Raw genomic sequence first — 13,489 nt, forward strand, 5'->3', positions numbered from 1 at the left:
CGTCAGCGCAGCTGTCGGGTCCGGCCGCATGCGCCCAGTTGCTGCACGACGAAGGCGTAATCCTCGCGCGCGATCGCGGCGTTTGCCGGATCCAGCGAGGCGGTGCTGCGCTCCGGCAGCGTGTCGGGCAAGGCGCAGGCGAGGCGGTACCACAGCAACGTGTCGCGGGCGGGCGGCGCGGCGGCTTCGTCGACGATCTCGGACAGGGCCACCGCCCAGCGCGGCTGTTCGCCGGGGCGGCGGAGGACGGTCAGCGATACCGGCGCCCCGTTGGCGGTAGTCAGGAACACCTGCGTTTCTCCCTCGCCGGGCAACGCGCCGGGGACGTGGAAGGCGTTGCCGATGCCGGTGATGACCGGCGGCGCGTCGGTGGCGACGATCCCTTGCGCGATGGCGCGGATGCGCTGGTCGTCGGCAGACGTCCAGGCGATCTGCGCATCGGGAGCAACCAGCTGGATCTGGCCCGGCATGCTCGCGACCGGGCGTCCAAACAGCAGCACGCGCAGCTTCTTGAGTTTGGGCAGTCGACCGGCCGAATCGGGCGCTACGTCAAGCAGATAGCCGATTCGCGGTGGCAGTCCGCCGGCACCGCGAACCAGCGCGACGAGGTCCGCCTCGACATAAAAGCGGGTCATCCCGGGGGAAACCCCCGCGGCATCCGCCCCTTTGAGCTTCACTGCCGACCGGATCGTCGCATCCGCAATGATCGGCGCAGCAATCACAAGATCGGCCAGGTCCGCATAGCCGGTGGCCACGGCGCCGCTGGCGGGCGGTGGAGAGGATTGCGCCGCAAGGGGAGCTGCGGCAAGCTGCAACGCGACTGCAAGGGCCAGCGTGAGGCCGGCAGGCGGGGTGAAACGGGAACCCGGTGTCATGCCGCTTTCGCTAGCCGAGTGCGCCTGAACGATACAGAAATAATTCTGTCTTCAAGCGATTGTACGTTTGTTGCGTCCGACAAAGCGTTTGCGTGCAGGTGAACGGGGCGATAGTGTATCCCCACTGCCACACACGGCTTCAGCCGGGGCAGGGGCCTACGCGCGTTCTTCCCCCGGGCGCTGCGAGGACCACGAGATTAGGGAGTGTCGTTGCTGAATGGCCTATGCTGACCAGAAGATGTCCGGTGGCAGGGTGGTCGCGATCGTCATCGTCGTGCTCATCCATGCGGCGCTGGGCTATGCCTTCGTCACCGGGCTCGCGTACCAATACGTGAAGAAGGCCCAAGAAAAACTTAACACGTTCGACGTGGAGGAGCCGCCTCCCCCGCCGCCGGACGAGCCGCCGCCCCCTCCGCCCGACACGCCGATGACGCCGCCGCCGGTGGTATCGCCGCCGCCGATCGTGCAGAATCCGAATCCCCCGCCCGTGGTGATTCAGACGGTTTCGACGCCGCCGCCCGCCGTCAATCTGACGCCGATCGCCGCGCCGCCGGCTCCGCCTGCGCCTCCGGCACCCGCCGCTCCCGTCGTCAGCAAGGCGGCAGGCGCGAAGGGCAATCCCGCGGAATGGATCTCGCAGGACGATTACCCGCCCAGTTCGCTGCGCGGTAACGAGGAAGGCACCAGCGCGATCGCGTGGACGATCAACACGCAGGGCAGGGTCGAGAATTGCCGCGTCACGGCGTCGAGCGGTTCGTCCGCTCTGGACCGTGCGGCATGCGCGGCGATCACGCGGCGGGGTCGTTACACCCCGGCGCAGGACGCCTCGGGCAACCCGATCGCCACGTCGTCGTCGCGTCGCGTGGTCTGGAAGATCCCGAAGGAATGATGCGGTCTCCGCCTGTCTGCCCGGAATTGGCCGGGCGGGCAGGCGGATCCTCCCCGAACTTCTACACCGTTTGATAAGGACTCAATTCATCATGCTCACCACCATTCTCGCGGCCGGCGGCACCGCGGCAGCCGAAAACCAGTTCGGCCTTCAGGCCGCGCTGAAGGAAGGCGGCCTGATCTCGCAGTCGGTGTTCACGATCCTCGTGCTCATGTCGATCGTGTCGTTCTACATCCTGTTCTCGAAGCTGTTCGAGCAGCAGAAGATCATGAACCAGGCGAAGCGCGTCCGTCAGGGCTTCTGGCAGTCGAGCAACCTGCGCGAAGGCGCCGCCAAGCTCGAAAAGAACTCGGCCTACAAGCAGCTCGTCGACGACGGCCTGCAGGCGCAGGACCAGCACGCCAAGCTGACCGATCCGGTCGAGGCGCATGACTGGCTGCACGGTTCGCTCGCGCGTTCGGAAGCGGCGATCAACTCGAAGCTGGGTGGCGGTCTCGCGTTCCTCGCGACGGTCGGTGCGACCGCGCCGTTCATCGGCCTGTTCGGTACCGTGGTCGGCATCTACCGCGCGCTGATCAAGATCGGCGCGTCGGGCGATCCCTCGATCGACAAGGTCGCAGGCCCGGTCGGTGAGGCGCTCATCATGACCGCACTCGGCCTCGTCGTCGCCGTGCCGGCCGTGCTCGCGTACAACTGGCTGCAGCGCCGCAACAAGTCGATCGCGGAAGACCTGTCGGCCTTCTCGAACGACGTGCTGGGCTTCCTCGCTTCGAACGGCGCCGTGAAGCCGACCCTCGCCGGCGCTGCGCCGACGAAGGCACCGGTGAAGCCGGCAGCGGCCACAACGACTGCCGGTCAGGCCGGTGGCGTGCAGACCCGCCCGTAAATACCAAAGGCTGCGGGGTCGCCATGGCGGCGGCCCCGCTACCGGTCGGTGGCGTCAAGTCACCGGCAAGAGGAATGGATAGGATAGCTCGCACATGGCGATGAGCGCTGGCGGAGGAGGAGGTTCCTCCGAAAAACCACTATCGGACATCAACACCACGCCCCTCGTGGACGTGATGCTGGTGCTTCTGATCATCTTCCTGATCGCCGTTCCGGTCGCAATTCAGACGGTCAAGGGCATCGTTCTGCCCAAGGTGCGTTTCGATCCGACGACGACCAAGCCCGAGAACGTATTGCTCTCGGTCACGACCGGCCCGGACGGCAATTGCGCGGTATATTGGGGCACGTCCCCGATCACCAGCAAGGACCTGCTGACCCGCGCGGTCGACAAGCTGAAGCTGGAGATCGAACGTCAGGGCGGCGCAGGCAACCCCGACCTCGAACTGCCGGAAGTCCACATTCGCGGCGACGTCAACACGCCGTACAAGTGCATTGGCGGTACGGTGTACACGATGCAGCAGGCCGGGTTCGCCAAGGTCGGCTTCATCTCGCAGCCGCCGCCCGCGGGCGGCGCGTCCTAATCCGTACCGGCCGACCCAGGAGTATCTGACATGGCAATGAGTGGTGGCTCGGAAGACGGTGAGCCGATGATGGAAATGAACACGACGCCGTTGATCGACGTCATGCTCGTGCTCCTCATCATGTTCATCATTACGCTTCCCATCCCGACCCACGCGGTGAAGGTCGATCTGCCGGTCAACGACCCGCGGAATCAGACACCGCCGGTCGACCCGCAGAAGAACAAGATCATCATCGACGCGGCAGGAACGGTGTCCTGGAACGGGGCGCCGGTCGACGAAGTGACGCTGCGCCAGTATCTGGACACCGCGGCGGCGATCAACCCCGAGCCGGAGCTGCACTTCCAGCCCGACCCGGCGGCAAAGTATGACAAGGTCGACCAGACGCTGGCAGTGATCAAGCGTTCGGCAGTGACCAAGCTCGGCTTCATCGGCAACGAGCAATATCGCAACGACTTTTAAGTCGATCGATCGATATGTGAACGACAGGGGCGGTTCCGCGAGGAGCCGCTCTTTTCGTACGTCCGCCGTTTCCGAGGTTAACGGAGCGTTGCGCCACTCGCCGCTCGCCGCTCGTGGCGACTGCTCGTGACCGACGTTCGCGGCATGTCGAGTTATCGCCGCTTCTCGGGCGGCGATCCGCGTGAGGCATTTTCTGGCCTTTTGGGAGATTCGCGGCTCAGCATCTGGTCGAGCATAGCACTGGAGGGCGGCATTCGAGCTAATCGAACGGTTCGCACGAACTCGTGGCGGACACGAAAACGCTGCCACAGGCCTCGCGCTTGGTGGGTTCTCTCGATCGCCGACGCTCACGCATCGCCTCTGCGTCCTCCGCGTCCGCTGCACCCAGTTACGCCTCTGCCTCTCCACCTCTCCGCCCGAGCCATCTTCTTCGCTCGGTCCGACGAAGGGCCCGACGCCGGCTATGCCTTCGCCAGCTGGCCGTTGAGGGGCGATGCTATCTTCGCTGCGGGCGTGAACGATCGTCGACACGCCCGGACGGGGGTGGTGGCTGCGTCAGCCACCACGCCATGGCATGCTCGCCGATAGCGCCGAGCCAGTCGGTTTAGCCCGTCGAGCGGGCAGTGATGGGCGCATATGCCGTTCGCCGGCCGGCCGCCGCATTGCGACCGCCCGAAATGCGGCGCCCTCCGACGATCAGCGCGGCAACGGCTTGCGGGAGTTGCTGGCTTCCTGCGTGGCCCGGGTGAGAAAGCGCGGTACGATGCCGGTGATGATCTGGTTGGTCAGACTGTGATAGGTCGTATTGAAATCGTGACCCGAGTAAGGGAAGGCGACCAGCCTGACCGGTGCGCTTTTGGCTTGGGCCAAACGCGTGAAATCGCGCACCGCAGCGATCGGCAGCAGGGGGTCTTCGATCCCTGCCAGGATGAGCGTCGGCGGGTTGGACGGGCGTAGCAGCCGCCGCAGGTCGAGTGCGGCATAGCGCTCCGGGAACTGACGCGGCGACCCGCCGATATACGCGGCCATATACGCCCGCTGGACCGCCTGCATCTCGCCGGGATTGTTCCACGATCCCGCCGGATCGATAAGGGGCACCCGCGCCGTGACGGCGGCGATACGGGGCAAGCGCGGGCCACAACGGCGGTCGGCGTGGGCTGTGTCGGCCGTGTAGGCAGCGGCGATCGCGAGGCTGCCACCTGCCGAAGCGCCGTTCATCGCGACACGGTTCAGGTCTAGCCGCAACGCGGGCGCATGCGCCACCGTCCAGGCCAGCGCACAATGCACGTCGGCGATGGCGAGGTTCCAAGTCGGTCGTCCGGGTCTTGCCAGCCGGTAGTCGATGCTGATGACGGCCCAGCCGGAACGCGCATAGCGGCGCATGTTCGCGGCGCTGATCCGGCGGTCGCCCCCGGTAAATCCGCCGCCATGGACGACAACCAGTACCGGGCTGAGCGCCGTCCCCCGTGGAATTTGCGCCGTCGGTCCCGCCCGATAGATATCGAGCAAGAGTGGCTCACCATCGGGCGCAGCATAGACATGAGTTTCGTCCGGCGCGGCATCCGCGCTAAAATGTCGGTTCGACAGGCTTGCGACCCAGTCGATCGCGACGCCGTTCGCATGGGCGAGCGCGACGAAGCGCCCGACGATCAAGCCGGCGCACGATACGGTGGCCAGTGCAATTCCGATCAGCATGCGCGTCACCCATGACCTATGCCGGCGATGGGCGACCCAGCCGATGGCCAGGCCAGCGCCACCGAGCAGCAGGAACCAGGTTGCCCGGTTCGGGACGAGTTCGACGGCCTGGATGCGCAGCCAGGGAACAATCGGGACAATCACCGAGCAGAGAAGCAGGAGGCATGGCAGCAGGACGAGCCAGGTGACGGTGAGCAGGCCGGTGCGCAGCAGCTGACGGACGACGGACATCATGCCGGCTTTCGTACCGGTGTATCGAAGGCCGGTGGCAGCGGAACGGCGGGCGGAAGGCGTTGCGCGATGCCGAGGATGCGCGCGATGCTAACGTGCCGGGCGAGCAGCGGCAACAGTATCACCAGCGTCGCGATCGTCAGTGCGAGCAACACCGCACCCTCTACGCTGCACAGCCGCCACAATGCGAAGGCCATCGGGTGCCAGAGATAGAAGAACAGGCTGTTGCGTCCGATCGTTGCGATGCCGGGCAACGGGATGCGGATCGTGCGGACGACGGGAAGCAGGTAGATCATCGGCAGGCAGCCGATGATCTCCGCCGCAGCCTCAGCTGCGATGCCCGGCGTGTCGTACAGCGAACACCACCACAGGAACCCGAGCGGGGCGAGGACCATGGCGGCGGCGCGGCGGATCGCGTCGGGTCGTCGCACCGCCACGTACAATCCGTAGAAGAAATAGATGGGATAGATGAAGAAGCGTCGATCGGGCAGCCAGCCGTACAGCGACGTGGGCACGTGACCAACGCCCAGCAGATACATCGCCGCAATGCTGACCGGGATCGCGATCGCCAGCATCGTCGCAGGAGAAAGGCGGCTGGCGGTCGCCATGACGATGAAGGCCATCATCACCGGCACGAACCAAAGGTGGAACGGCGGCCATAGCAGCAGCGACAAGGGCGTGCCGACGTGGAGTTCGTTCGTCACCGTCGTGTGAACCACGCAAGCGACGGCCCATGGCAGGATGAGGCGCGGATATTGGCGGCGCAGCAACGTCATCAGCGATGCGGCGCGCGCGCGTTCCAGGTTGAACAGATAGCCGGTCAGTCCGATGAACAACGGCATCCGCACGCCGGCACCGATCCACGCCGGAAAGCCTTCGCCCTGCGTGATCTCGAAATAGTGGCCGAGAATCACGCCGAGGACGAGCAGCCCCCGCACCGTGTCGATGCCGGTGCTGCGGCTGCCGTTTGCCTCCGTCGTCGATTGCATCGTCCGCCCTACCCAGATCGTCCAGGCGTTAGCCCGACGTTCCTCATCAGCGGGTTAACGACACCCCTTCGCTCTCTCGCTCGCGATCGTGCATTCCGCTTGCATGACTGTCTTCGAAGTGACACAACAATGTCACAAAAGTGAAACCTGCCGTGAAGGCCGGGAAAGGAGACGATGCGATGCGATTGATTGTAGCGACGATGCTGGCGGGTGCATGCCTGACGACGCCAGCGCTGGCTCAGGACCGGACCGGTTATCAGGCAATTGCCGCAGGCGATTACGTCCAGGCGGCGAAACGGATCGAGGCGGAGCGGCGTATTTTCCCCGATCGCCCCGAATTGATGCTGAACCTGGCGGCTGCCTATGCGCGGACCGGACGCACGGGCGAAGCGCGCGCGCTCTACAGCGATGTGTTGCAGCGCCCCGTGGTGGCGATGGACATGCCCGATGGTGCGGTCATATCGTCGCACGATGTCGCGACGCGGGGCTTGTCGCGTCTGACGACCACGCTCGCGACCCGCTGATATTGTGATATGGTTGCTGCGGCCCGCTCGACGAGCGGGCCGTTGGCATGTCAGAGACGGGGAAGCGTGACCCCGCGTTGTCCCATATATTTGCCCGCGCGGTCGGCATAACTGGTTTCGCACGGTTCGTTCCCCTGGAGGAACAGGAACTGGCAGGCGCCTTCGTTGGCGTAGATCTTGGCCGGCAATGGCGTCGTGTTGGAAAATTCGAGGGTGACATGCCCCTCCCAACCCGGTTCCAGCGGCGTCACGTTGACGATGATTCCGCAGCGCGCATAGGTCGATTTGCCGAGGCAGATGACCAGCACGTCGCGCGGCACCCGGAAATATTCGACCGTCCGCGCCAGGGCGAAACTGTTCGGCGGGATGATGCAGACGTCGGTCTTGCGGTCGACGAAGCTGTTCGACGCAAAGTCCTTTGGGTCGACAAGGGCATTGTCGACGTTGGTGAAGATCTTGAATTCATCGGCGACGCGCGCGTCATAGCCATAGGAAGACAATCCATAGCTGATGCAGCCGGCGTTGCGCTGGCTCTCGACGAACGGTTCGATCATGTTCTGGCTCAGCGCGGCTTCGCGAATCCAGCGATCGGACAGGATGGACATGGCGGCTCCCCTTCGGATCGCCTCTTCGCCGGTTCGGCGGGGGAGGGCAAGGCTGGCGTCGCGGGCGCCCGGCCGTTAGCGTATCGCCGATGCGGCGGCTGATCGACCTTGCCTACCACCTGCGACGGCGTTTGATGGCGATGGTCGGCTGGCGGACGCGCGGCGTCAAGGTGATGGCGTTCGATGCCGCCGGCCGCGTGTTGCTGGTGCGGCATCGCTACGTCCGATCGGACCTGTGGATGCTGCCCGGCGGCGGGATCGCGCGCGGCGAAGCACCCGATCATGCTGCGGTGCGCGAGTTGCGCGAGGAAACCGGCTGCGTGTTGCGCGACGTCGTGCCGATCGCGACCTTCGAGGCGCGGTCGGAAGGGCGACGCGATACCGTGCACCTGTTCAGCGGCACGACCGGCGACGAGCCGCATGTGGACGGCGTGGAACTGGCCGAAGCGCGCTTCTGGCCGGTCGATATCTTGCCCGATGCGGCGTCGGCCGCGACGCGGCGGCGGATCGAGGAATGGCGCGGGCCGCGGCCGATCGACTCCAGCTGGTAGGCTTGTCGTGCGATCGGTTCCCGGCCAGACTGACGCAAAATCGATGGAGAGCGGCATGACGGTGAAGGTGATTGCGTTCGTGACGGTGAAGCCTGGCCACGAGGATGCCTTCGTCGCCGCGGCACGGATTTGCGTCGCGGCATCGCGGGCGGAGCCGGGCGTATTGCACTATGACCTGTGGCGCGAGACCGAGGGCGAGCGGCGCTTCGTGTTCAACGAACTCTATGCCGACGACGCCGCGGTCCAGGCGCACATGGGGTCCGATCATTTCAAGGCGTTCGGCCTCGCCGCCCGCGACCTTGCCGCTGCCCGGCCGCAGATCATCGCGACACAGGCGGTGGACGTCGCGCCCTGACCCGGCTGGTGGCTGACCATCGTAGCGGCTAAGGCACGGTCATGCTGCGTATCACCGAGTTGAAGCTGCCCCTCAACCATCCCGAGGAGGCCCTGGCGGCGGCGATCCGCGACCGGCTTCGGATCACGCCGCGGGACCTCGTGCGGTATACGGTCGCGCGGCGGGCGCATGACGCGCGCGACAAGATGGATATCCACTTCGTCTATTCGGTCGATGTGGTCGTCAAGAACGAGGCGCCGGTGCTGGCGCGGTTCAAACGCGATCGGCACGTCAATCCGACGCCGGACACGGGATACCGGTTCGTGGCCAGGGCGCCGGCCGATTACAGTGGACCGCGGCCGATCGTCGTGGGGGCGGGACCGTGCGGGCTGTTCGCGGGACTGATCCTCGCGCAGATGGGGTTCCGGCCGATCATCCTCGATCGCGGCAAGCTGGTGCGCGAGCGGACCAAGGATACCTGGGGGCTGTGGCGGCGCAGCGAGTTGAACCCGGAATCGAACGTCCAGTTCGGCGAGGGCGGGGCAGGCACCTTTTCCGACGGCAAGCTGTGGAGCCAGATCAAGGACCCACGCTATCTCGGTCGCAAGGTGCTGACCGAATTCGTCAAGGCGGGCGCGCCGCCGGAAATCCTGACCGAGGCGCATCCCCATATCGGGACGTTCCGCCTGGTGACGATGGTGGAGGCGATGCGGGCGACGGTCGAATCGCTCGGCGGCGAATATCGCTTCCAGCAGCGGGTCGACGACGTGCATGTCGATATCGCGGCGGATGGCCGTCGCCGGCTGACAGGCCTTACCTTGCAGACCGGCGAGCGGATCGACACGGGGCCGGTCGTGCTGGCCCTCGGCCACAGCGCCCGCGATACGTTCCACATGCTGCACGAGCGCGGCGTCCATCTCGAAGCCAAACCGTTTTCGATCGGGGTGCGGATCGAACATCCGCAAAGCTGGATCGACGATGCGCGCTTCGGGCCCTGTGCCGGCCATCCCGATCTCGGCGCCGCCGCCTACAGCCTGTCGCATCACTGCAAGAATGGTCGCACCGTCTACAGCTTCTGCATGTGTCCGGGCGGCACGGTGGTCGCCGCGACCAGCGAGCCGGGCCGGGTCGCGACCAACGGCATGAGTCAATATTCGCGTAACGAGCGCAATGCCAATTCGGGCATCGTCGTCGGCATCGATCCCGCCCGCGATTACCCCGGTGATCCGCTCGCCGGCATCGCGCTGCAACGATATTGGGAAACACGGGCGTTCGAGGTGGGCGGCGGTGATTACAAGGCGCCGGCGCAGCGGCTCGGCGATTTCCTGGCGGGGCGGCCATCGACCAGGCTGGGCAGCGTCATCCCCTCCTATCGCCCCGGCGTACAATTGACCGACCTGGCCGAGTGCCTGCCGGACTTTGCGGTGACGGCGATGCGTGAGGCGCTGGTGGCGTTCGGGCGCGAGATTCCCGGCTATGACCATCCCGACGCGGTGATGACCGGGGTCGAGACGCGGACGTCGTCGCCGGTCCGGATTACTCGCGGCGATGACTTTCAGAGCGTCAACACCGCCGGCCTGTATCCGGCCGGCGAGGGCGCGGGTTATGCGGGTGGCATCCTGTCGGCGGCGGTCGATGGCATCAAGATCGCGGAGGCGGTTGCCCGTGACCTGCTGGCGGGCGCGCAGGGGGCGGGGCGCAAGGCGCTGGCGGCATGACGATGGGTTTCAGTCAGCAACGATCTTGTTTATTCCGGCAAAAATTCTATACTGAGCGATATGGAAATGATCGCTACACATCCCTCGAAAGGGCGTCCGCGGGAATTCTGCACCGAAGCGGCGCTGGCGGCGGCGCTGCGCGTGTTCTGGAGCAAGGGCTATGAAGGTACCTCGCTTGCCGACCTGACAGAGGCGATGGGGATCACACGACCCAGCTTGTACGCCGCATTCGGGAACAAGGAAGCGCTGTTCCACAAGGCGCTGGACCTCTACGAATCGGAAAAACTGGACTACACGCGGGTGGCGTTGGAGCAGCCGACGGCGCGCGGCGTTGCCGAATATTTCATGCGCGGCGCGCTGGCCATGCAGACCAGCCAGTGCGATCCGAAGGGTTGCCTGGGCGTCATCAGCGCGGTGGCCTGCGGGGCCGAGGCCGATTCGATCAAGGCCGACGTGATCGCCCGCCGCGCATCGTCGCAGGCCGCATTGGTCGAGCGGTTCGAACAGGCCAAGCGCGACGGTGACCTTCCCGCGCACGTCGATGTGCTGGGGCTCACCAGCTATCTGTATGCGCTGTTGCAGGGCATGGCGGTGCAGGCTGGATCTGGCGCGAGCCGCGCCGACCTGGAGCGGCTGGTGGAGACGAGCATGGCGGTCTGGCCAAGCCGCTGATCGCCCACGGAGGGCGGATTTCGCGACCCTGTCGCCAGGAAGCTTGCCAGCATCCGTTGCGATGAGGAGCTCGCCCCGGATCGGATGGCTGCTTGTCGTCGCGCTGATCGCCGGCAGGCCGGTTCCGTGCCGACCTGTATCATCGGCTTGCCGCGACCGCGTGTGAACAGGACCGGATGCTGTTGGTCGTCGCCTTCGTCGAGCAGGCGCGCATTGCGCTGGATTGACCCGATCATATCATTGGGGAGGGCAGCGGCGTCATGCGCTCGATCATGGCTGGCCGGCCAACGTGCGGGAGTCGCGCGACTATGCCCTGGAATGCGTATCGGGGTCGGATGGCGATGCGACGGCGTCCGACATCCAGGACCTGCCGGCACGGGTCGCCGAATTCGAGACGGCCGTCATCATCGATGCGCTGCGAGCCAGCGGCGGCAAGGTGGTCTAGCGGCTCGGCATGCTGCGCAAGACGCTGTTTACAAGCTGCGTCGCTACGGCATCGATCCCGATGCGTTTCGCCCGCCGCCGACGGTCGATTGACGTCAGGCGTCGGCTAGCGTCAGCGCCTGTGCCTCGCGGCTGATCGCGTCGATATCGCGGTCGACGATCGCGGTCATGGCATGGACCAGCGCGGTCAACGGCGCCCGTGGGCGTACCAGCTGGTGGTGCAGCAGGCCCAGCGACATGGTCAGGATCACGTCGGCCAGCGCAGAGCGGCGCTCGGACAGCGCCGCACCGGGCGCGAGCATATCGAGTGCGGCGAGCATCAGCGTGCGGACATCGTGGTGCGTGCTGTCGAAGATCGCCGCAATGCGTTCGTTGCGCCCGGATTCCGCGATGATCTCGGCAAACAGGCGTCCGTCGTCGGGCTCGTCCTCGGGCTGGACGAATTGGCGGATCCAGTCGCGGACCTGCACCTCGTTGCCTTCGTCGATCGCGAGTCGCAGCGAGTCGGCCGCCATGAACGTACGGCAATCGGTGTTGACGATGGCAGCGACGATGTCCTCCTTGGCGGAGAAGTCGCGGTACAATTGGCCGACCGCGACGCCGGATTCCTTGGCGATCTGAGCAATGCCGGTAGCGTGAAATCCGTTTTCGATGAACAACTTGCGTGCAGCGTCAATCACCCGCTCGCGTCGAACAGCCGTCCTGTTTTTTGGTGCGCCGCAACAAATTTCGCTTTCGATCATTCCATCCTCGTGCCCGGAGCCTTGACGCTCCAGCCGGAACGGTTGTAGCAGGGCGTGAGTGATCGATCACTCACAATTTTTAAGCGGACATAATTGCATGGCGAATAAGCGACACGGGGTGGCGGTGCTCGCGTTGGCACTGGCTCTGGCGGCGTGCGGGGGCGGCAAGGAGCAGCAGCAGGCGCCGCAGGGTCCGCCCAGCGTCGGCTATGTCGTCGTGCGCCAGCAGCCGGTGACGCTGACCAGCGAGCTGCCCGGTCGCACCACCGCCTTCGAAACGTCGGAGGTGCGCCCGCAGGTCAACGGCCTAGTGCTCGAGCGATTGTTCGTCGAGGGCGACGTGGTCCGCAAGGGTCAGCCGCTGTATCGCATCGATCCATCGCCGTATCAGGCGCAGGTCGCCAGCGCGCGTGCCGCGCTGACGCGGGCGCGGGCCAGCATCGCATCCAGCGGCGCGCTTGCCCGGCGCTACGGCGAGTTGGTGAAGATCAACGCGATCTCGCGCCAGGACCTCGAAAATGCGCAGACGACGGCGCAGCAGGCGCAGGCCGATGTTGCGGCGCAGCAGGCCGCGTTGCGCACCGCCCAGATCGATCTGGCGCGCACAACCATTCGCGCGCCGATCACCGGCCGGATCGGCCGATCGGTGTTCACCACCGGCGCCTTGGTGTCCGCAGCACAGACCGACGCGCTGGCGACGATCCAGCGGATCGACCCGATCTATGTCGATATCCAGCAGTCGAGTTCCGACCTGCTCAAGCTGCGCCAGCAGATCATGAGCGGCAAGCTGACCCGCGACGGCAATGCGCGCGTCAAGCTGAAGCTGGAGGATGGCAGCGATTACGGTCCGGAGGGCACGCTGCGTTTCGCCGACGTGACCGTCGATCCGACGACGGGGTCGCAGGTCATCCGCGCGCTGTTCCCCAATCACAATGGCCTGCTGCTGCCCGGCATGTTCGTTCGCGCTTCGCTGGCCCAGGGGGTCGACCAGAATGCGATGCTGGTGCCGCAGCGTGCCGTCACCCGCGATGAAAAGGGCAATGCGACCGCGATGGTGATCGGTGCGGACAACAAGGTCCAGCCGCGCATGCTGCAGACCAGCCGGACGATCGGCGACAATTGGCTTGTCACCGACGGGCTGAAGCCGGGCGACAAGGTGATCGTCGAGGGCGGCATGATGCTGCGTCCCGGCATGGCCGTGCAGGGCAAACCTTGGAACCCGAATGCGCCCGCCGCAGCAGCCCAGCAGGGCAATGGTGCGGGCGCACCCGCAGCACAGGCGAAGTAACCGCTG

Annotated in this window: 16 protein-coding genes; 11 read left to right on the top strand and 5 right to left on the bottom strand. The window is 65.8% G+C overall.

Going from position 1 to position 13,489, the window contains the following annotated elements; translation table 11 throughout:
• Positions 1-2: 2 nt before the first annotated feature.
• Positions 3-875: a hypothetical protein gene (locus GTH33_RS08715; RefSeq protein ID WP_243848434.1), complete on the bottom strand. Its 873-nt coding sequence runs from the start codon at positions 873-875 to the stop codon at positions 3-5.
• 217 nt (positions 876-1,092) lie between these two features.
• Here GTH33_RS08715 and GTH33_RS08720 point away from each other — a divergent pair, with 217 nt between their 5' ends.
• The 4 genes from GTH33_RS08720 to GTH33_RS08735 all read left to right on the top strand — a co-directional run bounded on the left by GTH33_RS08720 (position 1,093) and on the right by GTH33_RS08735 (position 3,689).
• A complete protein-coding gene (locus GTH33_RS08720) occupies positions 1,093-1,764 on the top strand; it encodes an energy transducer TonB (RefSeq protein ID WP_163958080.1) in 672 nt (223 codons plus the stop codon).
• Between the two features lie 91 nt (positions 1,765-1,855).
• Positions 1,856-2,650 (top strand): MotA/TolQ/ExbB proton channel family protein, encoded by a 795-nt coding sequence (locus GTH33_RS08725; protein ID WP_163958081.1) that lies wholly within the window; start codon positions 1,856-1,858, stop codon positions 2,648-2,650.
• Positions 2,651-2,744: 94 nt separating this feature from the next.
• Entirely contained in the window at positions 2,745-3,230 is a 486-nt protein-coding gene (locus tag GTH33_RS08730; RefSeq protein ID WP_163958082.1) for an ExbD/TolR family protein, read from the top strand.
• A gap of 30 nt (positions 3,231-3,260) precedes the next feature.
• Entirely contained in the window at positions 3,261-3,689 is a 429-nt protein-coding gene (locus GTH33_RS08735) for an ExbD/TolR family protein (protein ID WP_208404194.1), read from the top strand.
• A 696-nt stretch (positions 3,690-4,385) separates the two neighbouring features.
• Here GTH33_RS08735 and GTH33_RS08740 read toward each other — a convergent pair.
• Together GTH33_RS08740 and GTH33_RS08745 are read right to left on the bottom strand one after the other, a co-directional pair.
• Positions 4,386-5,618 (bottom strand): alpha/beta hydrolase, encoded by a 1,233-nt coding sequence (locus GTH33_RS08740; protein WP_163958083.1) that lies wholly within the window; start codon positions 5,616-5,618, stop codon positions 4,386-4,388.
• A complete protein-coding gene (locus GTH33_RS08745) occupies positions 5,615-6,604 on the bottom strand; it encodes an acyltransferase family protein (RefSeq protein WP_163958084.1) in 990 nt (329 codons plus the stop codon). Before GTH33_RS08745 ends, GTH33_RS08740 begins: the two co-directional genes overlap by 4 nt.
• Before the next feature lie 179 nt (positions 6,605-6,783).
• Between GTH33_RS08745 and GTH33_RS08750 the strand changes: the two genes are divergently transcribed.
• Positions 6,784-7,128 carry a tetratricopeptide repeat protein gene (locus tag GTH33_RS08750; protein ID WP_163958085.1) on the top strand — a complete coding sequence of 115 codons (345 nt, stop codon included), beginning with the start codon at positions 6,784-6,786 and terminating at the stop codon, positions 7,126-7,128.
• A 50-nt stretch (positions 7,129-7,178) separates the two neighbouring features.
• Here GTH33_RS08750 and dcd read toward each other — a convergent pair whose 3' ends face one another.
• Positions 7,179-7,733, bottom strand: a complete 555-nt coding sequence (dcd, locus tag GTH33_RS08755; RefSeq protein ID WP_163958086.1) for a dCTP deaminase — start codon at positions 7,731-7,733, stop codon at positions 7,179-7,181.
• An 89-nt stretch (positions 7,734-7,822) separates the two neighbouring features.
• Here dcd and GTH33_RS08760 point away from each other — a divergent pair, with 89 nt between their 5' ends.
• The 5 genes from GTH33_RS08760 (at position 7,823) to GTH33_RS08780 (ending at position 11,453) form a co-directional block, all read left to right on the top strand.
• Positions 7,823-8,284 carry an NUDIX domain-containing protein gene (locus GTH33_RS08760; protein WP_163958087.1) on the top strand — a complete coding sequence of 154 codons (462 nt, stop codon included), beginning with the start codon at positions 7,823-7,825 and terminating at the stop codon, positions 8,282-8,284.
• Positions 8,285-8,339: 55 nt separating this feature from the next.
• A complete protein-coding gene (locus GTH33_RS08765) occupies positions 8,340-8,639 on the top strand; it encodes a putative quinol monooxygenase (RefSeq protein WP_163958088.1) in 300 nt (99 codons plus the stop codon).
• A 41-nt stretch (positions 8,640-8,680) separates the two neighbouring features.
• Positions 8,681-10,336, top strand: a complete 1,656-nt coding sequence (locus GTH33_RS08770) for an NAD(P)/FAD-dependent oxidoreductase (RefSeq protein ID WP_163958089.1) — start codon at positions 8,681-8,683, stop codon at positions 10,334-10,336.
• A 60-nt stretch (positions 10,337-10,396) separates the two neighbouring features.
• The gene (locus GTH33_RS08775) at positions 10,397-11,008 is read left to right on the top strand and encodes a TetR/AcrR family transcriptional regulator (protein ID WP_163958090.1); all 612 of its coding nucleotides are present in this window, start codon (positions 10,397-10,399) and stop codon (positions 11,006-11,008) included.
• A gap of 223 nt (positions 11,009-11,231) precedes the next feature.
• Positions 11,232-11,453 (top strand): hypothetical protein, encoded by a 222-nt coding sequence (locus GTH33_RS08780; RefSeq protein WP_163958091.1) that lies wholly within the window; start codon positions 11,232-11,234, stop codon positions 11,451-11,453.
• Positions 11,454-11,547: 94 nt separating this feature from the next.
• On the opposite strand, the gene GTH33_RS08785 is transcribed toward GTH33_RS08780, so the two are convergent.
• On the bottom strand, positions 11,548-12,195 hold the full coding sequence (locus GTH33_RS08785; RefSeq protein WP_208404193.1) for a TetR/AcrR family transcriptional regulator: 648 nt from the start codon (positions 12,193-12,195) through the stop codon (positions 11,548-11,550).
• A 97-nt stretch (positions 12,196-12,292) separates the two neighbouring features.
• Here GTH33_RS08785 and GTH33_RS08790 point away from each other — a divergent pair, with 97 nt between their 5' ends.
• On the top strand, positions 12,293-13,483 hold the full coding sequence (locus tag GTH33_RS08790; protein ID WP_163958093.1) for an efflux RND transporter periplasmic adaptor subunit: 1,191 nt from the start codon (positions 12,293-12,295) through the stop codon (positions 13,481-13,483).
• Positions 13,484-13,489 lie beyond the last annotated feature (6 nt).

This window comes from Sphingomonas insulae (genome assembly GCF_010450875.1).
Taxonomy (GTDB): Bacteria; Pseudomonadota; Alphaproteobacteria; order Sphingomonadales; family Sphingomonadaceae; genus Sphingomonas; species Sphingomonas insulae.

Excerpts from the sequence above, each read along its gene's own strand:
- GTH33_RS08715 (WP_243848434.1), bottom strand. The coding sequence starts at position 875 with ATGACACCGGGTTCCCGTTTCACCCCGCCTGCCGGCCTCACGCTGGCC.
- GTH33_RS08720 (WP_163958080.1), top strand. The coding sequence starts at position 1,093 with ATGGCCTATGCTGACCAGAAGATGTCCGGTGGCAGGGTGGTCGCGATC.
- GTH33_RS08725 (WP_163958081.1), top strand. The coding sequence starts at position 1,856 with ATGCTCACCACCATTCTCGCGGCCGGCGGCACCGCGGCAGCCGAAAAC.
- GTH33_RS08730 (WP_163958082.1), top strand. The coding sequence starts at position 2,745 with ATGGCGATGAGCGCTGGCGGAGGAGGAGGTTCCTCCGAAAAACCACTA.
- GTH33_RS08735 (WP_208404194.1), top strand. The coding sequence starts at position 3,261 with ATGGCAATGAGTGGTGGCTCGGAAGACGGTGAGCCGATGATGGAAATG.
- GTH33_RS08740 (WP_163958083.1), bottom strand. The coding sequence starts at position 5,618 with ATGATGTCCGTCGTCCGTCAGCTGCTGCGCACCGGCCTGCTCACCGTC.
- GTH33_RS08745 (WP_163958084.1), bottom strand. The coding sequence starts at position 6,604 with ATGCAATCGACGACGGAGGCAAACGGCAGCCGCAGCACCGGCATCGAC.
- GTH33_RS08750 (WP_163958085.1), top strand. The coding sequence starts at position 6,784 with ATGCGATTGATTGTAGCGACGATGCTGGCGGGTGCATGCCTGACGACG.
- dcd (WP_163958086.1), bottom strand. The coding sequence starts at position 7,733 with ATGTCCATCCTGTCCGATCGCTGGATTCGCGAAGCCGCGCTGAGCCAG.
- GTH33_RS08760 (WP_163958087.1), top strand. The coding sequence starts at position 7,823 with ATGCGGCGGCTGATCGACCTTGCCTACCACCTGCGACGGCGTTTGATG.
- GTH33_RS08765 (WP_163958088.1), top strand. The coding sequence starts at position 8,340 with ATGACGGTGAAGGTGATTGCGTTCGTGACGGTGAAGCCTGGCCACGAG.
- GTH33_RS08770 (WP_163958089.1), top strand. The coding sequence starts at position 8,681 with ATGCTGCGTATCACCGAGTTGAAGCTGCCCCTCAACCATCCCGAGGAG.
- GTH33_RS08775 (WP_163958090.1), top strand. The coding sequence starts at position 10,397 with ATGGAAATGATCGCTACACATCCCTCGAAAGGGCGTCCGCGGGAATTC.
- GTH33_RS08785 (WP_208404193.1), bottom strand. The coding sequence starts at position 12,195 with ATGATCGAAAGCGAAATTTGTTGCGGCGCACCAAAAAACAGGACGGCT.
- GTH33_RS08790 (WP_163958093.1), top strand. The coding sequence starts at position 12,293 with ATGGCGAATAAGCGACACGGGGTGGCGGTGCTCGCGTTGGCACTGGCT.